The following is a 21,909-nucleotide window of genomic DNA, read 5'->3' as shown; positions in this document are numbered from 1 at the left end:
GCGCTGCGCCTTCCTCCTCGTTTGCCACACAAACATGCAGCGCCGCCGCCTCTTTTTCCAGCTGGGCTTCTTCGCCCTGTTCCTGCTGGCCCCCGCACTGAACCTGCTGCGCTTCGATCTGCACGAGGCGCAGCTGTGGTTCCTGGGCCAACGCTGGAGCCTGGGCATCGACGCCTTCCGCGCGGGCGAGATCAGTGCCAACCAGGCCGCGATCCAGATCTTCGTCAGGGCCTTCCTGCCCGCCATCGCGCTGATCGCCGCCTTCCTGGCCGTGGCCTGGAAATACGGCCGCCTTTACTGCGGTTGGCTTTGCCCGCACTTCACCCTGGTGGAGACGCTCAACGCCGCGCTGCACCGCGCCTGCGGCAAGCTCAGCATCTGGGACAAACACACGACACGGCGCGCGGGCGTGAAGCCCTCGGCCCGCTGGTGGCCGGTGTTCTTCGCGCTCTGCGCCGTGTTCGGCTTCCTGTGGGCGATCACGCTGCTGACCTACCTGCTGCCCCCGGCCGAGATCTGGGGCGGCCTGCTGGCCGGCACGCTCACGCCCAACGAGGCGCGTTTCCTGATCGCCGGCTCGCTCATCTTCACGCTGGAATTCGCCTTCGCCCGTCACCTGTTCTGCCGCTTCGGCTGTGCGGTGGGCCTGTTCCAGAGTCTGGTGTGGATGGCCAACCCCAAAGGCATGGTGGTCGCCTTCGACCGCGACCACGCGCGCGACTGCCGCACCTGCACCACCGCCACCTATCCGCAAGGCTCGGCCTGCGACAACGGCTGCCCCATGCGCCTGCACCCGCGCAACATCAAACGCATGATGTTCTCGTGCGTGCAGTGCGGCCAGTGCCTGGATTCGTGTGAAGAAACGCGGACCGCGCAATCCCGCGAACCGCTGCTGGAATGGAAGGTCGGCGCCGACGCGGTGCGCGAAACACTGCGCCAACGCAAAGCGGAGCGCGAAGCGGCCGCCGTTCTCGAAAGGAAAGTCTGATGGAAGAGTGGGTCGGCCAACAGTGGGACCGCTTCATCCGCCGCGCGGCCCACCGCCAGCACGATGCGGCCGCGGTGACGCTGGGCGAGATGCAGCGCACGCTGCACCTGATGTTCCGCGCCGCTGGCGGCGCAGCGGCGGTGCGGGTGGCGCCCGCCGCCGAGGCTCGGGTGGGCGGCGCCCGCGACTGGCTGCAGCGCGTGGCCGGCACCGGCACCCACGCGGCCACCGGGCGGCTCGAACCTGAGGCCCTGTCGCTGCCACCGGTCATCGCGGTGCACGCCGAACCGGCGCTCAACCGCGCGCTCTACCTGTGGCTGGCGGCCCTGGCCGCGCACATCGAGCCCACCGGCGAATGGATCGCCGACAACCGGCGCGCCACGCAACGCGCGCTGGCCACGTTCCCCGGCCTGGCCGAACGCCACCGGCAATTGCTGGCCGCCGAAACCGCGCTGCGGCCCGAGCCCTCGCGCCTGCGCGGCCGCGCCGCCGAGGCCGAGCGCTCGGTGCAGCAGGCGCTGGCGGCGCAGGGCGATGCCCCGGTGGGCGGTGTGCGGCCCGACGAGGTGGCCCCGGTCTGGCTCTGGCTCGACACCACGGCCGCGGCGCCCGCTGCCTCCGTGGCCCGCGACCAGGACCCTGAGGCGGCTGGCGCCGGGCGCCCGCTGGCCGCGCAGGACGCACGCCGCCGCCGCGCGCAAACGGTGGCCGACGATCGCGACAAGGCGCCGCTGATGATGTTCTTCCGCGCCGAGTCCATCCTGTCCTGGGGCGAGTTCGTCAAGGTCAACCGCGCCAGCGACGACGACGACGACGGCAACGCGCTGGCCGCGGCCAACGACATGGACGTGCTGGCCATCGCGCCCGACGGGCAGACCACCGCCTCGCGGGTGAAGTTCGACCTCGACCTGCCCAGCGCTGCCGCCGACGACCGGCCGCTCGGCCCCGGCACCCGCCTGCCCGAGTGGGACTGGCGCAAAGGGCAACTGATCGAAGACCACTGCGCGCTGCAGACCCTGGTGACCGCCGAGCCGCCGCCCTTCGTGCCGCCCTCCGCGCTGCGCGTGACCGCCCGCCGCGTGCGCCGCCGCATGGAGGTGCTGCGCGGTGGCATGGGCCGTCTGCACGCCCAGCCCGAGGGCGACGAGCTTGATCTGGACGCCTGGGTGCGCCACGCCGTGGAAGCGGCGGCCGCACCGCGCAGCGAGTCGCCTGCGGTGTTCAGCCGCCGCGTGCGCAGCGAGCGCAGCCTGGCCACGCTGCTGCTGGCCGATCTTTCGCTGTCGACCGACGCCTACGCGACGCAGACCGCGCGCGTGATCGACGTGATCCGCGACGCGCTCTATGTGTTCGGCGAGGCGCTGTCCGCCAGCGGCGACCCGTTCGAGATGCTGGGCTTCTCGTCGGTGCGGCGGCAGAACGTGCGCATCCATCAGCTCAAGGGCTTCGACGAGGCCTGGGGCCCGCGCCCGCGCGACCGCGTAGGCGCCATCAAGCCCGGCTACTACACGCGCATGGGCGCGGCCATCCGCCACGCCACGGCGCGGTTGGCGCAGCGGCCCGAGCGCCAGCGCCTGCTGCTGCTGCTGACCGACGGCAAGCCCAACGACCTGGACGTGTACGAGGGCCGCTACGGTCTGGAGGACACGCGCCACGCGGTGCAGGCGGCGCGCGCCGCGGGCCTGCTGCCGTTCTGCATCACCATCGACGAAACCGCCCACGACTACCTGCCCGCGCTGTTCGGTGACCAGGGCTATGCGCTGGTGCGGCGTCCGCAGGAACTGGTCAACAAGCTGTCGGCGGTGCACCAGCGCTTCATGGCCCGCGCCGCCTGAGGTCATGCCCGTTACCGGTCACGGTTCGCGGCTACAGTCGGTGGCTCCAACGCCCCCACCGCCTGCTTCCATGGACCTGTCCCGCTTCGACCTGCCGCGCTACCTCTCGATGCTGCCCCTGTTCCAGGAGATGCGGGCGCCCGAGCTGCAGCGCCTGGCCGAGGGCAGCCAGCTGCGCGAGTTCGCGCGCGGGTCGGACATCTTCCGCTTCGGCGACCCCTGCGACGAGTTCCACGTCACCGTCACCGGCCAGGTCAAGCTGTTTGCCATTTCGCCGGCCGGTCAGGAAAAGATCATCGAGCTCGTGGGCCCGGGCAACAGCTTCGCCGAGGCGCTGATGTTCATGCAGCGCCCGTACATCATCAACGCCCAGGCGCTGACGGACACCCTGCTGCTGAGCGTGACGCGTGCGGCCGTCATGCACGAGATCCAGGGCGACGCCCAGTTCTGCATGCGCATGCTCGCCGGCCTCTCGCGCCGCCTGCACGGTCTCGTCAACGACGTGCAGGCCTATTCGCTGCACAGCGGCGTCGAGCGCGTGATCGGCTACCTGATGCGCGACCTGCCCGAAGAGGGCGGCGAGGCCGCGGCCAGCGTGCTGCTGCCGGTGAGCAAGGCCTCGATCGCCTCGCGCCTGTCGATGACCCCGGAGTACTTCTCCAAGGTGCTGCGCGAGCTGGAAGACCAGGGACTGATCGAGGTGGACAAACGCGAGATCCGGCTGCTGGACGTGCAGCGGCTGTCCCGCTATCCGCTTCGGTGAAGGTGCCCCCCGTACACTCGCCGCCCTATGCTGATCCTCGGATTTGAGAGCTCCTGCGACGAAACCGGTGTCGCCCTGGTCGACGCCAGCGGCGAGGCCACGCCGCGCCTGCTGGGCCACGCGCTGCACAGCCAGATCGAGATGCACCAGGCCTACGGCGGTGTGGTGCCCGAGCTCGCCAGCCGCGACCACATCCGCCGCGTGCTGCCGCTGACCGACGCGGTCATGGCCCAGGCCGGCCTGCCGCTGTCGGCGGTGGACGTCATCGCCCACACGCGCGGCCCTGGCCTGGCCGGGGCGCTGCTGGTGGGCTCGGGCGTGGCCTGTGCCCTCGGCATGGCCCTGGGCAAACCCGTCATCGGCGTGCACCACCTTGAAGGGCATCTGCTCTCGCCTTTCCTGAGTGCCGATCCGCCGCAGTTCCCGTTCGTGGCGCTGCTCGTGTCCGGCGGCCACACCCAGCTGATGCGGGTGGACGGGGTGGGGCGCTACGAACTGCTGGGCGAAACCATCGACGACGCCGCCGGCGAGGCCTTCGACAAGTCGGCCAAGCTGCTGGGACTGGGATACCCGGGGGGGCCGGCGCTGTCGAAGCTGGCGCAACAGGGGGACCCGGCGGCCTACAAGTTGCCGCGCCCGCTGCTGCACAGCGGCGACCTCGACTTCTCCTTTGCCGGACTCAAGACGGCGGTGCTGACCCAGGTCAAGCGCCTGGCGCAGGCGCATCCGGACGGCCCGGCCACCAGCCACCTGGCCGACCCGCTGACCCTGCAGCAGAAAGCCGACGTGGCCGCCAGCGCGCAGGCCGCCATCGTGGACGTGCTGGTGAAGAAGTCTCTCGCGGCGCTGGACCAGACCGGGCTGCGGCGCCTGGTGGTGGCCGGCGGCGTGGGAGCCAACAGCCGGTTGCGCGAGCAGCTCAACGCCGCCTGCGCCCGGCGCAAGGTCCGCGTGCACTATCCCGAACTGCACCTGTGCACCGACAACGGCGCCATGATTGCCTTGGCCGCCGGCCTGCGGGTGCAGGCCGGTCTGGCCGATCTCGCGGCGGCAGACGGATACCGCTTCGATGTGCGCCCGCGCTGGCCGCTGGCCGAACTCTCCGCCGCCTGAGCCCTTTCCACGCCGGGATGGGTCGGTTTCGGTAATTATGAATTACACTGCGCCACCCTGTCGCGTGGGTGACTCCGTGCGGCGGTGAACCACGGAGCCAAACAAGCATGCAACTCACTCATCACCTCTCGCGCCGCGGCGCTCTGGTCGCGCTGGTGGCGGCCACCCTGTCCTGCGCCAGCGCCTGGGCGCAGCCTGCTGGCGAGCCCATCCGCATCGGCATGATCGAAGGCCTCTCCGGTCCGGTCGGCAACGCCGGCGAGGCGGTGTACCGCAACCTGGTCTGGGCCACCGAACGGGTCAACGCCCGTGGCGGCGTCAAGCTGCCCGGGGGCAGCCGGCCGCTGGAGATCGTGCGCTTCGACAGCAAGGGCCAGACCGAAGAGGCGCTCTCGGGTCTGCGCTCGGCCATCGACAAGGGCATCTCCATCGTGGCGCAGGGCAATTCGTCGGCCGCGGCGGCCGGCCTGATCGACGCCATCAACAAGCACAACGAGCGCGACACCGCGCGCCAGGTGCTTTTCCTCAACTACTCGGCGGTCGACCCGTTGCTCACCAACGCCAAGTGCAGCTACTGGCACTTCCGCTTCGACGCCCACGCCGACATGCGCATGGGCGCGCTCATGAGCGTGCTCAAGGAAGACAAGGCGCTCAAAGGCATCTACCTGATCGGCCAGGACTACTCCTTCGGCCAGGCGGTGCTGACAGAGGCGCGCCAGCAGCTGGCGGCCCAGCGGCCGGATGTGAAGATCGTCGGCGACGAGCTGCACCCCATGGCCCGCATCAAGGACTTTGCACCCTACGCCGCCAAGATCAAGTCCAGTGGCGCGCAGGCCGTGCTCACCGGCAACTGGGGCAACGACCTGACCCTGCTGGTCAAGGCCGCGCGCGAGGCCGGCTTCGAGGGCACGTTCTACACCTTCTACGGCAACGCCCTGGGTGCTCCGGCGGCCATGGGCGACGCCGGCATCGGCAAGGTGGTGGCCGTGGCCGACTGGTTCCCCAATGTGCCGACGCGCGAGTCCGAGGCTTTCTACCAGTCGTTCCGCCAGCGTTTCCCCAACCCCGCCGACGACTACGTGCACATGCGCATGCAGCTGATGATCGAGGCGCTCGCACAGGCGATCGAAAAGGCGGGATCGGTGAAGGCGGCCGACATCGCCGTGCAACTGGAAAAGGCGCAGGTCTCCCTGGCGGGCCAGACCGCCCGCATGCGCGCCGCCGACCACCAGTTCCAGCAGCCGCTGGCCGTGGCCGTGATGGACCGGCAGGGCGCACCGGGCGTGAAGTTCGACGTCGAGGGCTCGGGCTACGGCTTCCGGGTGGTGCGACAGCTGACACCGCAGCAAGCCGAGATGCCGCACGCCTGTACCATGGTCCGTCCCTGATGTTGTAGGAGCGTTCATGCGTCCGGTGGTGGAGAGTCTGGAAGAGTCGCGCATCCGCGAGGTGGCGAATGCGGGCATGGGCCTGGAAGGCGTGCTCAAGTTCTGGTTCGGCGAGAGCGACGAGGTCACGCCCGACTTCATCCGCGAGGCCGCGATCGCCTCGCTCAATGCGGGCGAGACCTTCTATGCCCACAACCTCGGCCTGCCCGAACTGCGCCACGCCATCGCCGGCTACACCCACACCCTGCATCCGCAGCTGGCCACCGACCACTGGTTCGACCGCATCGCCGTCACTTCGGGCGGTGTCAACGGCCTGATGCTGGCGTCCCAGGCGCTGGTGGAGGCGGGCGACGAGGTGGTGGTGGTCACGCCGGCCTGGCCCAACCTGGTGGCCCAGCCGCAGATCATGGGGGCCCGGGTGCGCACGGTGTCGCTGAAGGTGGCGCCGGACGGTGCCTGGGTGCTGGATCTGGCCGTACTGCTGGCGGCGGTGACACCGGCCACGAAGCTGCTGATCCTCAATGCCCCCAACAACCCCACCGGCTGGACGCTGACCCGCGACGAGCAGGCAGCCATCCTGGCCCACTGCCGCCGCACCGGCACCTGGGTGCTGGCCGACGAGGTGTACGAGCGGCTGTATTTCGCGGGCGATACCGCCAGCGGCGCCGCGCCCAGCTTCCTCGACGTGTCCGAGCCCGAAGACCGGCTGATCGTCGCTCACAGCTTCTCGAAGAGCTTCCTGATGACCGGCTGGCGCCTGGGCTGGCTGGTGCTGCCGCGGGCGCTGACGCACCCGGTCGGCAAGCTGATCGAGTTCAACACCTCCTGCGCGCCCGTGTTCGCCCAGCGCGCCGCCACGGTGGCGCTGCAGCGCGGCCACGAGGTCACCCCAGGTCTGGTGCGGCACCTGCAGGTCTGCCGCGACACCCTGGTGCCGCTGCTGCGCCAGATCCCGGGCGTGGAGCTGGCCGAGCCCAGGGGCGGCATGTACGCCTTTTTCCGCCTGCAGGGCCATGGCGACTGCCTGTCGACCGCCACGCGACTGGTGCGCGAGGCCGGCCTCGGCCTGGCGCCGGGCAGCGCCTTCGGACCCGAGGCGGCGGGCTGGCTGCGCTGGTGTTTTGCCAGCCGCGACCCGCAGCGGCTGGCCCAGGGAGCCGAGCGTCTGCGGAACTGGCTGCGCACCGCGTCCTGAACCGCTGGTCTATAATGCGCGGTTGCCGCCCGATCCGGGTGGCATCCTCACGCCCGTTGTGGCGGCCGGGTTTCCCCAGGGAAAGGTCGGCTGGCTGCGGCGGGTCGCACGTAACCAGACTGGAATCACCATGATCGAAAAAACCGTCAAGGCCGCTGTGGTGGCCGAAAACGCCCGTGCTGCCAACGACACCGGCAGCCCCGAAGTGCAGGTCGCCATCCTGACCGCCCGCATCAACGAACTGACCCCCCACTTCAAGCAGCACGCCAAGGACCACCATGGCCGCCGCGGTCTGCTGCGCATGGTCAGCCGCCGCCGCAAGCTGCTGGACTACCTCAAGTCCAAGGACGCCGACCGCTACGTCGCCCTGATCGCCAAGCTGGGTCTGCGCAAGTAATCTTGAGCTTGCCGTGACACGCAAAACGCCTGAGTTGGTTCGCCGGCTCGGGCGTTTTTCACTTTGATTTTTCAGAAAGTTTTCGGATAAGGGAACGAGCAGAGCGAAGCTGTGTCATTCCAGAGGGGTTGCGCCGACGCAGGCCCGCTGGAATGGCATCGTGTTCTGCAGGTTTTTCGGCTCCGGGCCGCGGGCGGCGCCACAGACGCCCATCCAACAGGAGAGACACATGACCATGTTCAACAAAGTCACCAAGACCTTCCAGTGGGGCCAGCACACGGTCCGCATGGAAACCGGCGAAATCGCCCGCCAATCCAGCGGCGCCGTGCTGCTCGACATGGACGGCACCGTGGTGCTGGCCACCGTCGTCGCCAAGAAGGAGGCCAAGGCCGGCCAGGACTTCTTCCCGCTGACCGTCGACTACCTCGAAAAGTCCTACGCCGCCGGCAAGATCCCCGGCAGCTTTTTCAAGCGCGAAGGCCGGCCCTCCGAGTACGAGACCCTGACCAGCCGCCTGATCGACCGTCCGATCCGCCCGCTGTTCCCGGACGGCTTCTTCAACGAAGTCCAGGTGGTCATCCACACCGTGTCGCTGAACCCGGAGGTGGACGCCGACATCGCCGCCATGATCGCCACCTCGGCCGCCCTGTCGATCTCCGGCATCCCGTTCAACGGCCCCATCGGTGCGGCGCGCGTGGGCTACATCAATGGTCAGTACGTGCTGAACCCCGGCCAGACCGAGCGCAAGAACAGCCAGATGGATCTGGTGGTCGCCGGCACGCAGGCCGCCGTGCTGATGGTGGAATCCGAAGCCGAGCAGCTGTCTGAAGAGATCATGCTGGGTGCGGTGGTGTTCGGCCACGAGCAGGGCAGCATCGCCATCGCCGCCATCAACGAGCTGGTGCGCGACGCCGGCAAGCCCGAGTGGAGCTGGCAAGCACCTGCCAAGAACGAGCCGCTGATCGCCAAGGTCGAAGCCCTGGGCAAGGCCAAGCTCGAAGCCGCCTACCAGATCCGCAACAAGCAGGCCCGCACACAGGCTTGCCGCGAAGCCTACGCCGCCGTGATGGAAGGCCTCAAGGCCGAGGGCGTGGAGTTCGACAGCGTGGCCGTCGAAGGCCTGCTGTTCAACATCGAAGCCGCCATCGTGCGTGGCCAGATCCTGGCCGGCGAGCCGCGCATCGACGGCCGCGACACGCGCACCGTGCGCGCCATCGAAATCCGCAACAGCGTGCTGCCGCGCACCCACGGCTCGGCCCTGTTCACCCGTGGTGAAACCCAGGCATTGGTGATCGCCACGCTGGGCACCGACCGCGACGCGCAGCGCATCGACGCCTTGTCCGGCGACTTCGAAGACCGCTTCATGCTGCACTACAACATGCCTCCGTTCGCCACCGGCGAAACCGGGCGCGTAGGCTCGCCGAAGCGCCGCGAAATCGGCCACGGCCGCCTGGCCAAGCGCGCCCTGGTGGCCGCGCTGCCGACCAAGGAAGATTTCCCCTACACCATCCGTGTGGTGTCCGAAATCACCGAGTCCAACGGTTCTTCTTCCATGGCGTCCGTCTGCGGCGGCTGCCTGGCGCTGATGGACGCCGGCGTGCCGATGAAGGCCCACGTGGCCGGCATCGCCATGGGCCTGATCAAGGAAGGCAACCGCTTCGCGGTGCTGACCGACATCCTGGGTGACGAGGACCACCTCGGCGACATGGACTTCAAGGTGGCCGGCACCACCAACGGCATCACCGCCCTGCAGATGGACATCAAGATCCAGGGCATCACCAAGGAAATCATGCAGGTCGCCCTGGCCCAGGCCAAGGAAGCGCGCATGCACATCCTGGGCAAGATGCAGGACGCCATGGGCGAAGCGAAGACGGAGATCTCCAACTTCGCGCCGCGTCTGTACACCATGAAGATCAATCCGGAGAAGATCCGCGACGTGATCGGCAAGGGCGGCGCCACCATCCGTGCGCTGACCGAAGAAACCGGCACCCAGATCGACATCGCCGAAGACGGCACCATCACCATCGCCTCCACGGACGGCGCCAAGGCCGAAGAGGCCAAGCGCCGCATCGCCGAGATCACGGCCGAAGTGGAAGTGGGCAAGGTCTACGAAGGCCCGATCACCAAGATCCTGGACTTCGGCGCCCTGGTCAACCTGCTGCCCGGCAAGGACGGTCTTCTGCACATCAGCCAGATCGCCCACGAGCGCGTGGAGAAGGTCACGGACTACCTCAAGGAAGGCCAGATCGTGAAGGTCAAGGTGCTCGAGACCGACGAGAAGGGCCGCGTGAAGCTGTCCATGAAGGCGCTGCTGGACCGCAATGGCGGTGGCGAGCAGGCCCAGCAACAGCAGCAATAAGCAGCTGCCGCTGACGGTGATGCAAGCGGTCGAGATCAGCGCCTTCGGCGCACCCGAGGTCCTGCGCTTGGCGGAACGCCCGGCGCCGGTCGCGGCGGCCGGCGAGGTACTGATCCGTGTGCGCGCTTCGGGCGTGAACCGCCCGGACGTGCTGCAGCGCAGCGGGTCCTACCCGCCGCCGCCCGGGGCGTCTGATCTGCCTGGCCTCGAAGTGGCGGGTGTCATCGAGTCGGGTGACGCCGACGCGATGGCGCAGGCAGGTTTCAAGATCGGGGACCGCGTCTGTGCTCTGGTCGCGGGTGGTGGTTATGCCGAACTGTGCGTCGCGCCGGTGGGGCAGTGCCTGCCGGTGCCTGCAGGCTTCGACGATGTGCAGGCGGCAGCGTTGCCGGAGACCTTCTTCACGGTCTGGAGCAACGTGTTCGACCGCGGCCGCTTGCAGGCCGGTGAAACCTTGCTGGTGCAAGGCGGCACCAGCGGCATCGGCGTGACCGCGATCCAGCTGGCCAAGGCCTTCGGAGCGACCGTGATCGCGACGGCCGGCAGCGACGACAAGTGTGCAGCCTGTCTGGGCCTTGGTGCCGACCACGCCATCAACTACCGCAGCCAGGATTTTTCGGTCGTGGCCAAGGAACTGACGGGTGGGCAGGGTGTGAATGTGATCCTGGACATGGTGGCCGGCGACTACGTGGCCCGCGAGGTTGAGTGCCTGGCCGAAGACGGGCGCTTGGTCATCATCGCGGTGCAGGGTGGCGTCAAGGCTGGCTTCAATGCCGGTCTGGTGCTGCGCCGCCGGCTGGTCATCACCGGCTCGACGCTGCGGCCACGTCCCGTGACCTTCAAGGCGGCCATCGCGGCCTCGCTGCGCGAAAAGGTCTGGCCGTTGCTGGAGCAGGGGCAGGTCAAACCGGTGATCCACAGCACCTTCGAGGCCGCCCGTGCGGCCGAGGCCCACACACTGATGGAGTCCAACCGGCACATCGGCAAGATCGTGCTGACCTGGGCGTGATCCACCACTCTTTCGGAGACTGAGATGAACAAGAAGCTGATCGCCGGCAACTGGAAGATGAACGGGAGCCTGGCGGCCAACGAGGCCCTGGTCCAGGCCATGCTGGCCGGTGTCGGCCAGCCTGCGGCCGAGGTCGCGCTGTGCGCACCCGCGCCCTATCTGGCGCAGCTGCAGGGCCTGCTGCAAGGCAGTCCGATCGCCTGGGGCGCGCAGGATGTGTCTGCCCATGAGCAAGGCGCCTACACGGGCGAGGTCAGCGTGGCCATGCTCAAGGACTTCGGTTGCCGCTACGCCATCGTCGGCCACAGCGAACGCCGCCAGTACCACGGCGAGACCGATGAGTTGGTGGCCGCCAAGGCCCAGCGGGCGCTGTCGGCTGGTGTCACGCCCATCGTGTGCGTGGGCGAAACACTGGCCGAACGAGAGGCCGTCGAAACCGAGGCCGTGGTCAAGCGCCAACTGGCTGCGGTGATCCACACCGTAGGCCACTGCATCACCGAAATCGTGGTGGCCTACGAGCCTGTGTGGGCCATCGGTACCGGAAAGACGGCCACGCCCGAAATGGCGCAGGCCGTGCATGCTGTCCTGCGGGCCCAGCTGGCGGCCGCCACCACCAACCCGAAGCGGGTGCACATTCTTTACGGCGGCAGTATGAACGCGGCCAACGCAGCCAGCCTGCTGGCCCAGCCGGACATCGATGGGGGCCTCATCGGAGGCGCTTCCCTCAAGGCCGCCGACTTCCTTCAGATCGTGGCTGCGGCCGGCTGACGATCTCCCCTTTACGCACATTAGGAGCAGACATGAACGTTTTGATGACCATCCTCCAGGCTGTCCAGATCCTTGCCGCCGTTGGCATGATCGGCCTGATCCTCATGCAGCACGGCAAGGGTGCCGATGCCGGCGCCGCCTTCGGTGGTGGAGCAGGGTCTGCGAGCCTCTTCGGTGCCTCGGGAGGTGCCAACTTCCTGTCTCGCACCACTGCGGTGCTGGCTGGTGTGTTCCTGACCTGCACCCTTGGTCTCGCCTACTTTGGCAACCTGGTGCCGACAACGGCGCGCTCCGGCAGTGTGCTGGAGAGCGTGACCCCTGCGACGCAGGCTCCGGCGGAGGGTTCTGCCGCCCCCGCAGGGACGCCGGTCGAAACTCCGGCGACGCCGGCTTCTGGCGCGGCGCAGATCCCCGGCAAATAAATGCCCGAGAGGGTGTGTGGCCGCCCCGGCGAGAGCGGGGCGGCCACCCCGAAAAAGCCCAGGAATTCTGGAAAACCCGGGTCGTTTCAGGGTAAACTCTATGGGTTGTCGACAATGCTCACACCAGCCCTCGTGAGCCAGACAATGCAGACCCAGCCGACGTGGTGAAATTGGTAGACACGCTATCTTGAGGGGGTAGTGGCGAAAGCTGTGCGAGTTCGAGTCTCGCCGTCGGCACCAGACAAAGGCAGGCAGGGCCATCAGGCCCTGCGCATGGAACCGACCCACGATGAGTCTCGAACAATATCTCCCCGTGCTTTTGTTCATCCTGGTCGGTCTTGCCGTAGGCGTGATACCCCAGGCCTTGGGCTACATCCTGGGCCCCAACCGCCCGGATCCTGCAAAAAATTCCCCTTACGAATGCGGCTTCGAGGCTTTCGAAGATGCGCGCATGAAGTTCGATGTCCGCTACTACCTCGTGGCCATCCTCTTCATCCTCTTTGATCTGGAAATCGCGTTCCTGATTCCCTGGGCGGTGGCCCTGACCGACATCGGTTCGACCGGCTTCTGGGTGGGTGTGATCTTCCTGATCGACCTGCTGGTTGGATTTGTCTACGCCTGGAAGATCGGCGCCCTGGACTGGGAATGATGCGCCTGCTGGCGCAGTGGAGCACACATGATTGAAGGCGTCCTGAAAGAAGGCTTCATCACCACGAGCTATGACTCGGTGGTGAACTGGGCCAAAACCGGATCTCTCTGGCCGATGACCTTTGGTCTGGCTTGTTGCGCCGTGGAGATGATGCACGCTGCCACGGCCCGTTACGACCTGGCCCGCTTCGGTGCCGAGGTGTTTCGTGCCAGCCCCCGCCAGTCCGATCTGATGATTGTGGCAGGGACCCTGTGCAACAAGATGGCGCCCGCGCTGCGCAAGGTGTACGACCAGATGGCCGAGCCCCGCTGGGTGTTGTCGATGGGCTCCTGTGCCAACGGTGGTGGCTACTACCACTACAGCTATTCCGTGGTGCGCGGCTGCGACCGCATCGTACCGGTGGACGTCTATGTGCCCGGCTGTCCTCCGACGGCCGAAGCGCTGATCTACGGGATCATCCAGTTGCAGCAGAAGATCCGTCGCACCAACACGATTGCCCGCGCCTGACCGGTGCCTGGACTGAGTCAGAAAGACGGCCCATGAGCGACACAGCCTACTTCACTCCTGCCGAAACCATTGCTGCCAACGTGGCGCAATTGCTTGGCGAACGCGCAAGATCGGTATCCGTTGTCCGCGGCGAAGTCACCCTGGTGGTGGCGGCCTCCGACTACCTCGAGGTCATGCAGACCCTGCGCGATGCGCCGCAAACGCGCTTCGAGCAACTCATCGATCTGTGTGGCATGGACTACTCCACCTACGGTGATGGCCGGTGGGAGGGTTCCCGCTTTGCGGTGGTCGTCCATCTCCTGTCGGTGAGTCTCAACCACCGCTTGCGGGTGCGTGTGTTCTGCCCGGAAGATGATTTTCCGGTCGTGGACTCGGTGTCCGGGCTCTGGTCGTCGGCCAACTGGTACGAGCGCGAGGCCTTCGACCTCTACGGCATCGTGTTCGAGGGGCACAACGACCTGCGCCGTATCCTGACCGACTACGGCTTCATCGGTCACCCCTTCCGCAAGGACTTTCCGCTGTCGGGGCACGTGGAGATGCGTTACGACGCCGAGCGTCAGCGCGTGGTCTATGAGCCGGTGACGATCGAGCCGCGCGAGATCACGCCGCGCGTGATCCGTGAAGACAACTATGGCGGACTGCACTGATCATGGCTGAAATCAAGAACTACACCCTGAACTTCGGGCCGCAGCACCCGGCCGCACACGGTGTGCTGCGTCTGGTGCTCGAGCTCGACGGCGAGGTGGTGCAGCGCGCCGACCCGCACATCGGCCTGCTGCACCGGGCCACCGAAAAGCTCGCCGAGCACAAGACCTTCATCCAGTCGCTGCCTTACATGGACCGTCTCGACTACGTGTCCATGATGTGCAACGAGCACGCCTACTGTCTGGCCATTGAGAAGCTGCTGGGCATCGAAGTGCCGATCCGCGCGCAGTACATCCGTGTCATGTTCAGCGAGATCACCCGCCTGCTGAACCACTTGATGTGGCTCGGTTCGCACGGCAACGACTGCGGGAGCTCGACCATCCTGATCTACGCGTTCCGCGAGCGCGAGGACCTGTTCGACATGTACGAAGCGGTGTCCGGTGCGCGCATGCATGCGGCCTACTTCCGCCCGGGTGGCGTGTACCGCGACCTGCCGGACACCATGCCGCAGTACAAGCACAGCAAGATCCGCAACGCCAAGGCGCTGGCGGAGATGAATACGAACCGCCAAGGCTCGCTGCTGGACTTCATCGACGACTTCACCCAGCGTTTCCCGACCTACCTGGCCGAATACCACACGCTGCTGACCGACAACCGAATCTGGAAGCAGCGCACGGTGGGCATTGGCGTGGTGTCGCCCGAACGCGCGCTGAACCTGGGCATGACCGGTCCGATGCTGCGGGGGTCCGGCATCGCCTGGGACCTTCGAAAGAAGCAGCCCTACGACGTCTACGACCGCGTCGAATTCGACATCCCGGTCGGCAAGACCGGTGACACCTACGACCGTTACCTCGTCCGCATGGAGGAGATGAAGCAGTCCAATCGCATCATCAAGCAGTGCGTGGACTGGCTGCGTGCCAATCCAGGTCCGGTCATCACCGACAACCACAAGGTGGCGCCGCCCTCCCGCGAGGCGATGAAGTCGAGCATGGAAGAGCTGATCCACCACTTCAAGCTCTTCACCGAGGGTTTCCACGTGCCCGAAGGCGAGGCCTATGCCGCCGTCGAGCATCCCAAAGGCGAATTCGGCATTTACCTGGTCAGCGACGGTGCCAACAAGCCCTACCGCCTGAAGATCCGCGCCCCCGGTTTCACGCACCTGTCCACGCTGGATGAAATGGCCAAGGGCCACATGCTGGCCGACGCGGTGGCCATCATCGGCACGATGGACATCGTTTTTGGAGAGATTGACCGATGATCTCGACCCCCGCAAATCAGGGGCCGGTGACGGCGATGGAGCTGTCCGAGGCCACCAAGGCGCGCTTCGCCCGCGAAGTCGCCAAGTACCCCACCGAGCAGGCGCAATCGGCCGTGATGGCCTGTCTGTCCATCGTGCAGCAGGAGCAGGGGCATGTCAGCAATGCCGCCGAGCAGGCGATCGCCGACTACCTGGGCATGCCGGTGATGGCCGTCCACGAGGTGACGACCTTCTACAACATGTACAACCAGAGGCCGGTGGGCAAATTCAAGCTCAACGTCTGTACCAACCTGCCGTGCCAGTTGCGCGACGGTTACACCGCGCTGCACCACCTTGAGAAAAAGCTGGGCATCGCCATGGGCGAGACGACGGCCGACGGCCTGTTCACGTTGCAGCAGAGCGAGTGCCTGGGCGCCTGCGCCGATTCGCCGGTCATGCTGGTGAATGATCGCCACATGTGCAGTTTCATGAGCAATGAAAAGCTCGATCAGCTGATTGACGGCCTGCGCGCCGCGGAGGGCAAACAATGAACGCCCAGCAAGTGCTCGCGCAGTTCAGCGCCACTGGCGTTCAGACCTGCTTCCATGGCCGCCACATCGAGCCGCAGATCTACAAGGACCTCAACGGCAGCAACTGGTCGCTCAAGGACTACGAGGCACGTGGCGGCTACCAGGCCCTGCGCAAGGTGCTGGGCATGGATGGTTCGGCGCCCAACCCCGAGACGGGTGCCGTGGGCATGACCCAGGACCAGGTGATCGCCACTGTCAAGGAGTCGGCGCTGCGCGGCCGCGGCGGCGCGGGTTTCCCTTCGGGCCTGAAGTGGAGCTTCATGCCACGCCAGTTCCCGGGCCAGAAATACCTCGTGTGCAACTCCGATGAGGGCGAGCCGGGCACCTGCAAGGACCGCGACATCCTCATGTACAACCCGCACATCGTCATCGAAGGCATGGCGATCGCGGCGTACGCCATGGGCATCAGCGTGGGCTACAACTACATCCACGGCGAAATCTTCGAGGTGTACGAACGCTTCGAGGCCGCCCTGGAAGAAGCCCGCGCCGCCGGGTATCTGGGCAACAACATCATGGGCTCGAACTACTCGTTCCAGCTCCATGCGCACCATGGCTTTGGGGCCTACATCTGCGGTGAAGAAACCGCGCTGCTCGAATCGCTGGAAGGCAAGAAGGGCCAGCCCCGATTCAAGCCGCCGTTCCCGGCCAGTTTCGGCCTGTACGGCAAGCCGACCACCATCAACAACACCGAGACCTTCGCGGCCGTGCCTTGGATCATCCGCAATGGCGGCCAGGCCTACCTCGAATGCGGCAAGCCCAACAACGGTGGCACCAAGATCTTTTCGGTCAGTGGTGACGTGAACCTGCCCGGCAATTACGAGATTCCCATGGGCACGCCGTTCTCCAAGCTGCTCGACCTGGCCGGCGGTGTGCGCACCGGTCGCCAGCTCAAGGCGGTCATCCCCGGCGGTTCGTCTTCGCCCGTGTTGCCGGCGTCCATCATCATGGACTGCACGATGGACTATGACTCGATCAGCAAGGCCGGTTCCATGCTGGGCTCGGGGGCCGTGATCGTGATGGACGACACCCGCTGCATGGTCGAGTCGCTCAAGCGCCTGTCCTACTTTTACATGCACGAGTCCTGTGGCCAGTGCACGCCCTGCCGCGAAGGCACGGGCTGGCTCTGGCGACTGGTCGACAAGATCCAGCGCGGCGACGCCAAGCCGGCCGACATGGACCTGCTGGACAACGTGGCCGAAAACATCATGGGCCGCACCATCTGCGCCCTGGGCGATGCTGCCGCGATGCCGGTGCGCGCCATGCTCAAGCATTTCCGTCACGAGTTCGCGGCCATGATCAAGGCCGACACCGCGGCCTCGGCCTGATTCCGGAACACACCATGGTTGAAATCGAACTCGACGGCCAGAAGGTCGAAGTGCCCCCGGGCAGCATGGTCATGCATGCTGCCGAGAAGGCTGGTACCTACATTCCGCACTTCTGCTACCACAAGAAGCTCTCCATTGCCGCCAGCTGCCGCATGTGCCTGGTCGAGGTGGAGAAGGCCCCCAAACCCATGCCCGCCTGCGCCACGCCGGTTACCATGGGCATGATCGTGCGCACCAAGTCCGACAAGGCCATCAAGGCCCAGAAGTCGGTCATGGAGTTCCTGCTGATCAACCACCCGCTGGATTGCCCGATCTGCGACCAGGGCGGTGAATGCCAGCTGCAGGACTTGGCTGTGGGCTACGGCGGTGGTGCTTCCCGCTACGAAGAAGAAAAGCGCATGGTGTTCCACAAGAACGTGGGCCCGCTGATTTCCATGGCGGAGATGAGCCGCTGCATCCACTGCACCCGCTGCGTGCGCTTCGGCCAGGAAATCGCCGGCGTCATGGAGCTGGGCATGTCCAACCGCGGCGAGCATGCGGAGATCGAGACCTTCGTCGGTCGGTCGGTGGACTCCGAACTTTCGGGCAACATGATCGACATCTGCCCGGTGGGTGCGCTCACCAGCAAGCCCTTCCGCTACAGCGCCCGCACATGGGAGCTTTCGCGCCGCAAGAGCGTCAGCCCGCACGACTCGACCGGTGCGAACCTGATCGTCCAGGTGAAGAACCACCAGGTGATGCGCGTGGTGCCGCTGGAGAACGACGCCGTCAACGAGTGCTGGATCGCGGATCGCGACCGCTTCTCGTACGAAGCCTTGAATGGTGAAGACCGCCTGACCCGGCCCATGCTCAAACAGGGCGGCGAATGGCAAACCGTGGACTGGCAGACGGCACTCGAGTACGTGGCCAACGGTCTCAAGTGCGTCAAGGACAAGCATGGCGCAGGCGCCATCGGCCTGCTGGCCAGTCCGCACAGCACGGTGGAAGAACTGTCGCTGGCCGGCGCCCTCGTGCGTGGCCTGGGCAGCGAGAACATCGACAGCCGTCTGCGCCATGCCGATTTCGGCAATGCGGCGCCGGCCGGTCAGGCCCGCTGGCTCGGCCGTCCGATCTCCGAACTGTCGCAGCTGCAGCGCGTGCTCGTCGTGGGTTCGAACCTGCGCAAGGACCATCCGCTGTTCGCCCAGCGGATCCGTCAAGCCGCACGCAAGGGTGGCCAGGTCAACGTGCTGGATGGCCAGGCTCCGGACTGGGCGATGCCGCTGAAGAACGTGCTGCTGGCCGACAGCAGTGTCTGGGTCAGCGCACTGGCTGGAATCGCTGCCGCTGTAGCGGCTGAGGCCGGTGTGCAACCGCCGGTCGCCGGCAGCATCACCGACGATGCCCGCGCCGTGGCCAAGTCCCTGTTGAGCGGCGAACAAAAGGCCATCCTTCTGGGCAACGCCGCTGCCCACCATGAAAAAGCTTCCAGCCTGCTGGCGCTGGCCAACTGGATCGGTCAGCAGACGGGCGCCTCGGTGGGTTACCTCACCGAAGCGGCCAACACCGTCGGGGCCCAGCTGGTGCGTGCCGTGCCGGGGCAGGGTGGTCTGAACGCCGCTCAAATGCTCGGCGGGCAACTGAAGGCCGCCATTCTCCTCAACACCGAGCCTGCTTTTGACAGTGCCCATGGTGCGGAAGGCCTGAAATCCGCCGACATGGTGGTCACGCTCAGTCCGTTCAAGGCCAACATGGACATCAGCGACGTGTTGTTGCCCATCGCACCGTTCACGGAAACCTCCGGGTCCTTTGTCAATGCCGAAGGCCGCCTGCAGAGCTTCCACGCAGTGGTGCGTCCGCTCGGCGAGACGCGTCCGGCCTGGAAGGTGCTGCGCGTGCTGGGCAACCTCCTGGGTCTGCCCGGGTTTGATGCGGACACTTCCCAGGCCGTGCTGGCAGCCGCCCTGCCGGGCGTGGCCGGTGAATCGCTGGTGGCGGCGTCCCGTCTGAGCAACGCGGAGTTTGGCTTGGGACCTGCCGCGGCAGACCAGTCGCCCGTCCGGACTTCACCTTGTGTGGCGCCGATCTATCAGCTCGATGGGCTGGTGCGCCGCGCCACCTCGCTGCAACTCACGAGCGACGCCCGAGGAGCCCGCGCATGATCGATGCGATGTACAACGGAGGCCTCGGCCTCATCAATGCTTCCTGGTGGACTACTGCGGCGTGGCCGGTCATCTGGGGTCTGATCAAGATCGTGGCGGTGCTGGCACCACTGATGGGAGCGGTGGCCTATCTGACTCTGTGGGAGCGCAAGCTGCTGGGTTTCATGCAGGTCCGCCTGGGGCCCAACCGGGTCGGCCCGGCCGGCCTGCTGCAGCCGATCGCCGACGCGCTCAAGCTGCTAACCAAGGAGCTGATCAACCCGACCGCCGCCAGCAATGGCCTGTTCCGCCTGGGGCCCATCATGGCCATCATGCCGGCCCTCGCGGCCTGGGTGGTGGTGCCCTTCGGCCCCGAGGCTGTGATTGCCAACATCAACGCCGGCCTGCTGGTCATTCTGGCCATCACCTCCATCGAGGTCTACGGCGTGATCATTGCTGGTTGGGCTTCCAACTCCAAGTACGCCTTCCTGGGCGCTTTGCGCGCCTCGGCCCAGATGGTGAGCTATGAGATCGCCATCGGTTTTTGTTTCCTGGTGGTCGTGATGACCGCCGGCAGCCTGAACCTGGGCGACATCGTGGCGTCGCAGGCCAAGGGCCATGGTGTGAACATGGGCCTGGACTTCCTTTCCTGGAACTGGCTGCCGCTGCTGCCGATCTTCCTCGTCTACCTGATCTCGGGTGTGGCCGAAACCAACCGCCACCCGTTCGACGTGGTCGAAGGCGAAGCGGAAATCGTGGCCGGCCACATGGTCGAGTACTCGGGTATGGGCTTCGCCATCTTCTTCCTGGCCGAATACGCCAGCATGTGGCTGGTGTCCATCCTGGCAGTGGTGATGTTCCTCGGCGGGTGGCTCCCGCCGATCGACAGCGCCCTGTTCAACTGGATTCCCGGCTGGATCTGGCTGGGTGCCAAGACCTTCTTCGTGGTGTCTTTGTTCATCTGGATCCGCGCCACCTTCCCCCGTTTCCGTTACGACCAGATCATGCGTCTGGGCTGGAAGATCTTCATTCCCGTGACGCTGGTCTGGCTGCTGCTCGTCGGCGGCCTGATGCAGACCTCGTGGAACCTCTGGAAATAAGCAAGGCGACCGATCATGTCCACCTCCGCCGTTGCCCCCTTTTCGCTGAGTGACTTCTTCAAGAGCTTCATGTTGCTGGAGCTCTTCAAGGGCATGGCCCTGACCGGCCGCTACGCCCTGCGCCGCAAGGTCACGGTCCAGTTCCCCGAAGAGAAGACGCCGTTGTCCCCGCGTTTCCGCGGTCTCCACGCCCAGCGCCGTTACGAGAACGGTGAGGAGCGCTGCATCGCCTGCAAGCTCTGCGAAGCGGTGTGTCCCGCGATGGCCATCACCATCGAGGCCGGTGAGCGTGAAGACGGCACCCGCCGCACCACGCGCTATGACATCGACCTGACCAAGTGCATCTTCTGCGGTTTCTGCGAGGAGGCCTGCCCGGTCGACGCCATTGTCGAAACCCAGATTCTGGAGTACCACGGCGAAAAACGCGGTGACCTGTACTTCACCAAGGAAATGCTGCTGGCCGTTGGTGACCGCTACGAGCCCGAGATAGCAGCAGCCAAGGCCGCGGACGCGAAGTACCGCTGAGCCGGCGAAAGACAAGACCATGGATTACCAGACCGGCTTTTTCTACCTGTTCGCGGCGGTGATGCTGTTTGCCGCCTACCGCGTCATCACGGCGCGCAACCCGGTGCACGCCGTGCTGTTCCTGATGCTCGCGTTCTCGCAGGCGTCGGGCCTCTGGCTGCTGCTCAAGGCCGAGTTTCTCGGACTGACCCTTGTGCTGGTGTACCTGGGTGCGGTCATGGTGCTGTTCCTGTTCGTCGTCATGATGCTGGACATCAAGCTCGACGGCGACCGTTGGGGTTTCTGGCAGAACTTTCCGCTCGCCGCCACGCTGGGTGCGCTGGTCGCCGCAGAGCTGATCGCCGTGCTGTGGGTCGGTTTCCCCAATATGGTGGCGCCGGTGGCTGCACAGGCAACCGGGGCCTCGAACACCAAGGCGCTCGGCGCGCTGATGTACACCGAGTACCTGTACCCGGTTGAAATTGCCGCGGTCATTCTGCTGGTGGCCATGTTCGCTGCCATTGCACTCACCCTGCGTCAGCGCAAGGACAGCAAGGCCATCGACCCGGGTCTGCAGGTCCGTGTGCGCGCCGCCGACCGACTGGTGGTGGTGCCCATGGCCGCCACGAAAAAATCCGCGCCTGCCGAAGCAGTCGCCGCCGAGGAGGGCAAGGCATGAGCCTCACGAACCTGTCACTGGGACATTTCCTGTCAGTGAGTGCGATCCTCTTCGCGCTGTCCGTCATCGGTATCTTCCTGAACCGCAAGAACATCATCGTGCTGCTGATGGCCATCGAGCTGATGCTGCTGGCGGTCAACATGAACTTCGTCGCGTTCTCCCATTACCTTGGAGACCTGCACGGACAGGTGTTTGTGTTCTTCATTCTGACCGTGGCCGCCGCCGAGTCGGCCATCGGCCTGGCCATTCTGGTGTTGCTGTTCCGCAGCAAGTCCTCCGTGAGCGCCGAAGAACTCAACGCCCTCAAGGGTTAAGA

General features: G+C 66.1%; 22 protein-coding genes and 1 tRNA gene. All 23 read left to right on the top strand.

Features of this window, described 5'->3' with window-relative positions:
- The first annotated feature begins 34 nt into the window (after window positions 1–34).
- The 23 genes from RCO38_RS01645 to nuoK all read left to right on the top strand — a co-directional run bounded on the left by RCO38_RS01645 (window position 35) and on the right by nuoK (window position 21,907).
- Complete coding sequence (locus RCO38_RS01645; RefSeq protein WP_308326568.1) at window positions 35–988, top strand: 4Fe-4S binding protein; 954 nt, start codon at window positions 35–37, stop codon at window positions 986–988.
- Entirely contained in the window at window positions 988–2,823 is a 1,836-nt protein-coding gene (locus RCO38_RS01640; protein WP_308326567.1) for a nitric oxide reductase activation protein NorD, read from the top strand. Before RCO38_RS01645 ends, RCO38_RS01640 begins: the two co-directional genes overlap by 1 nt.
- Window positions 2,824–2,893: 70 nt before the next feature.
- Window positions 2,894–3,586: a Crp/Fnr family transcriptional regulator gene (locus RCO38_RS01635; protein WP_308326566.1), complete on the top strand. Its 693-nt coding sequence runs from the start codon at window positions 2,894–2,896 to the stop codon at window positions 3,584–3,586.
- 27 nt (window positions 3,587–3,613) lie between these two features.
- Window positions 3,614–4,699, top strand: a complete 1,086-nt coding sequence (gene tsaD, locus RCO38_RS01630; RefSeq protein WP_308326565.1) for a tRNA (adenosine(37)-N6)-threonylcarbamoyltransferase complex transferase subunit TsaD — start codon at window positions 3,614–3,616, stop codon at window positions 4,697–4,699.
- Between the two features lie 107 nt (window positions 4,700–4,806).
- Window positions 4,807–6,087 carry a branched-chain amino acid ABC transporter substrate-binding protein gene (locus RCO38_RS01625; RefSeq protein WP_308326564.1) on the top strand — a complete coding sequence of 427 codons (1,281 nt, stop codon included), beginning with the start codon at window positions 4,807–4,809 and terminating at the stop codon, window positions 6,085–6,087.
- Window positions 6,088–6,103: 16 nt separating this feature from the next.
- Window positions 6,104–7,282, top strand: coding sequence for a pyridoxal phosphate-dependent aminotransferase (locus tag RCO38_RS01620; RefSeq protein ID WP_308326563.1), 1,179 nt, complete (start codon window positions 6,104–6,106; stop codon window positions 7,280–7,282).
- A gap of 130 nt (window positions 7,283–7,412) precedes the next feature.
- Window positions 7,413–7,679, top strand: a complete 267-nt coding sequence (gene rpsO, locus RCO38_RS01615; RefSeq protein WP_308326562.1) for a 30S ribosomal protein S15 — start codon at window positions 7,413–7,415, stop codon at window positions 7,677–7,679.
- A 229-nt stretch (window positions 7,680–7,908) separates the two neighbouring features.
- Window positions 7,909–10,038, top strand: coding sequence for a polyribonucleotide nucleotidyltransferase (gene pnp, locus RCO38_RS01610; protein WP_308326561.1), 2,130 nt, complete (start codon window positions 7,909–7,911; stop codon window positions 10,036–10,038).
- Between the two features lie 19 nt (window positions 10,039–10,057).
- Window positions 10,058–11,047, top strand: a complete 990-nt coding sequence (locus tag RCO38_RS01605) for an NAD(P)H-quinone oxidoreductase (RefSeq protein ID WP_308326560.1) — start codon at window positions 10,058–10,060, stop codon at window positions 11,045–11,047.
- Window positions 11,048–11,071: 24 nt separating this feature from the next.
- Window positions 11,072–11,815, top strand: coding sequence for a triose-phosphate isomerase (tpiA, locus tag RCO38_RS01600; RefSeq protein WP_308326559.1), 744 nt, complete (start codon window positions 11,072–11,074; stop codon window positions 11,813–11,815).
- Window positions 11,816–11,847: 32 nt separating this feature from the next.
- Window positions 11,848–12,237 carry a preprotein translocase subunit SecG gene (gene secG / locus RCO38_RS01595; RefSeq protein WP_308326558.1) on the top strand — a complete coding sequence of 130 codons (390 nt, stop codon included), beginning with the start codon at window positions 11,848–11,850 and terminating at the stop codon, window positions 12,235–12,237.
- 155 nt (window positions 12,238–12,392) lie between these two features.
- Window positions 12,393–12,477: transfer RNA gene (locus RCO38_RS01590), tRNA-Leu, on the top strand.
- A 49-nt stretch (window positions 12,478–12,526) separates the two neighbouring features.
- Window positions 12,527–12,886 carry an NADH-quinone oxidoreductase subunit A gene (locus tag RCO38_RS01585; RefSeq protein WP_308326557.1) on the top strand — a complete coding sequence of 120 codons (360 nt, stop codon included), beginning with the start codon at window positions 12,527–12,529 and terminating at the stop codon, window positions 12,884–12,886.
- Between the two features lie 27 nt (window positions 12,887–12,913).
- Window positions 12,914–13,393, top strand: coding sequence for a NuoB/complex I 20 kDa subunit family protein (locus RCO38_RS01580; RefSeq protein WP_308326556.1), 480 nt, complete (start codon window positions 12,914–12,916; stop codon window positions 13,391–13,393).
- A gap of 32 nt (window positions 13,394–13,425) precedes the next feature.
- Window positions 13,426–14,040: an NADH-quinone oxidoreductase subunit C gene (locus tag RCO38_RS01575; protein ID WP_308326555.1), complete on the top strand. Its 615-nt coding sequence runs from the start codon at window positions 13,426–13,428 to the stop codon at window positions 14,038–14,040.
- A gap of 2 nt (window positions 14,041–14,042) precedes the next feature.
- Window positions 14,043–15,296, top strand: coding sequence for an NADH-quinone oxidoreductase subunit D (locus RCO38_RS01570; RefSeq protein ID WP_308326554.1), 1,254 nt, complete (start codon window positions 14,043–14,045; stop codon window positions 15,294–15,296).
- Entirely contained in the window at window positions 15,293–15,826 is a 534-nt protein-coding gene (gene nuoE, locus RCO38_RS01565) for an NADH-quinone oxidoreductase subunit NuoE (RefSeq protein WP_308326553.1), read from the top strand. The genes RCO38_RS01570 and nuoE overlap by 4 nt, the downstream gene beginning before the upstream one ends.
- Window positions 15,823–17,190, top strand: coding sequence for an NADH-quinone oxidoreductase subunit NuoF (gene nuoF, locus RCO38_RS01560; protein ID WP_308326552.1), 1,368 nt, complete (start codon window positions 15,823–15,825; stop codon window positions 17,188–17,190). The genes nuoE and nuoF overlap by 4 nt, the downstream gene beginning before the upstream one ends.
- 14 nt (window positions 17,191–17,204) lie before the next feature.
- Window positions 17,205–19,331, top strand: a complete 2,127-nt coding sequence (nuoG, locus tag RCO38_RS01555) for an NADH-quinone oxidoreductase subunit NuoG (RefSeq protein ID WP_308326551.1) — start codon at window positions 17,205–17,207, stop codon at window positions 19,329–19,331.
- Window positions 19,328–20,410: an NADH-quinone oxidoreductase subunit NuoH gene (nuoH, locus tag RCO38_RS01550; RefSeq protein WP_308326550.1), complete on the top strand. Its 1,083-nt coding sequence runs from the start codon at window positions 19,328–19,330 to the stop codon at window positions 20,408–20,410. Before nuoG ends, nuoH begins: the two co-directional genes overlap by 4 nt.
- A 15-nt stretch (window positions 20,411–20,425) precedes the next feature.
- Entirely contained in the window at window positions 20,426–20,935 is a 510-nt protein-coding gene (gene nuoI / locus RCO38_RS01545) for an NADH-quinone oxidoreductase subunit NuoI (protein ID WP_066150086.1), read from the top strand.
- A 19-nt stretch (window positions 20,936–20,954) separates the two neighbouring features.
- Window positions 20,955–21,593 (top strand): NADH-quinone oxidoreductase subunit J, encoded by a 639-nt coding sequence (locus RCO38_RS01540; RefSeq protein ID WP_308326549.1) that lies wholly within the window; start codon window positions 20,955–20,957, stop codon window positions 21,591–21,593.
- The gene (nuoK, locus tag RCO38_RS01535; protein ID WP_308326548.1) at window positions 21,590–21,907 is read left to right on the top strand and encodes an NADH-quinone oxidoreductase subunit NuoK; all 318 of its coding nucleotides are present in this window, start codon (window positions 21,590–21,592) and stop codon (window positions 21,905–21,907) included. Before RCO38_RS01540 ends, nuoK begins: the two co-directional genes overlap by 4 nt.
- Window positions 21,908–21,909: the final 2 nt, after the last annotated feature.

The sequence above is a fragment of the Hydrogenophaga pseudoflava genome (genome assembly GCF_031020795.1).
Lineage (GTDB): Bacteria > Pseudomonadota > Gammaproteobacteria > Burkholderiales > Burkholderiaceae_C > Hydrogenophaga > Hydrogenophaga pseudoflava_A.
Note: the sequence above shows the minus strand (reverse complement) of the source record. Positions and strands in the feature narration are given on the sequence as shown.

Coding starts and splice junctions, on each gene's coding strand:
- RCO38_RS01605 (WP_308326560.1), top strand. CDS start 10,058: ATGCAAGCGGTCGAGATCAGCGCCTTCGGCGCACCCGAGGTCCTGCGC.
- RCO38_RS01640 (WP_308326567.1), top strand. CDS start 988: ATGGAAGAGTGGGTCGGCCAACAGTGGGACCGCTTCATCCGCCGCGCG.
- pnp (WP_308326561.1), top strand. CDS start 7,909: ATGACCATGTTCAACAAAGTCACCAAGACCTTCCAGTGGGGCCAGCAC.
- nuoE (WP_308326553.1), top strand. CDS start 15,293: ATGATCTCGACCCCCGCAAATCAGGGGCCGGTGACGGCGATGGAGCTG.
- nuoG (WP_308326551.1), top strand. CDS start 17,205: ATGGTTGAAATCGAACTCGACGGCCAGAAGGTCGAAGTGCCCCCGGGC.
- tpiA (WP_308326559.1), top strand. CDS start 11,072: ATGAACAAGAAGCTGATCGCCGGCAACTGGAAGATGAACGGGAGCCTG.
- RCO38_RS01625 (WP_308326564.1), top strand. CDS start 4,807: ATGCAACTCACTCATCACCTCTCGCGCCGCGGCGCTCTGGTCGCGCTG.
- RCO38_RS01540 (WP_308326549.1), top strand. CDS start 20,955: ATGGATTACCAGACCGGCTTTTTCTACCTGTTCGCGGCGGTGATGCTG.
- RCO38_RS01575 (WP_308326555.1), top strand. CDS start 13,426: ATGAGCGACACAGCCTACTTCACTCCTGCCGAAACCATTGCTGCCAAC.
- nuoK (WP_308326548.1), top strand. CDS start 21,590: ATGAGCCTCACGAACCTGTCACTGGGACATTTCCTGTCAGTGAGTGCG.
- RCO38_RS01580 (WP_308326556.1), top strand. CDS start 12,914: ATGATTGAAGGCGTCCTGAAAGAAGGCTTCATCACCACGAGCTATGAC.
- RCO38_RS01585 (WP_308326557.1), top strand. CDS start 12,527: ATGAGTCTCGAACAATATCTCCCCGTGCTTTTGTTCATCCTGGTCGGT.
- RCO38_RS01620 (WP_308326563.1), top strand. CDS start 6,104: ATGCGTCCGGTGGTGGAGAGTCTGGAAGAGTCGCGCATCCGCGAGGTG.
- RCO38_RS01570 (WP_308326554.1), top strand. CDS start 14,043: ATGGCTGAAATCAAGAACTACACCCTGAACTTCGGGCCGCAGCACCCG.
- rpsO (WP_308326562.1), top strand. CDS start 7,413: ATGATCGAAAAAACCGTCAAGGCCGCTGTGGTGGCCGAAAACGCCCGT.
- nuoH (WP_308326550.1), top strand. CDS start 19,328: ATGATCGATGCGATGTACAACGGAGGCCTCGGCCTCATCAATGCTTCC.
- nuoI (WP_066150086.1), top strand. CDS start 20,426: ATGTCCACCTCCGCCGTTGCCCCCTTTTCGCTGAGTGACTTCTTCAAG.
- secG (WP_308326558.1), top strand. CDS start 11,848: ATGAACGTTTTGATGACCATCCTCCAGGCTGTCCAGATCCTTGCCGCC.
- nuoF (WP_308326552.1), top strand. CDS start 15,823: ATGAACGCCCAGCAAGTGCTCGCGCAGTTCAGCGCCACTGGCGTTCAG.
- RCO38_RS01645 (WP_308326568.1), top strand. CDS start 35: ATGCAGCGCCGCCGCCTCTTTTTCCAGCTGGGCTTCTTCGCCCTGTTC.
- tsaD (WP_308326565.1), top strand. CDS start 3,614: ATGCTGATCCTCGGATTTGAGAGCTCCTGCGACGAAACCGGTGTCGCC.
- RCO38_RS01635 (WP_308326566.1), top strand. CDS start 2,894: ATGGACCTGTCCCGCTTCGACCTGCCGCGCTACCTCTCGATGCTGCCC.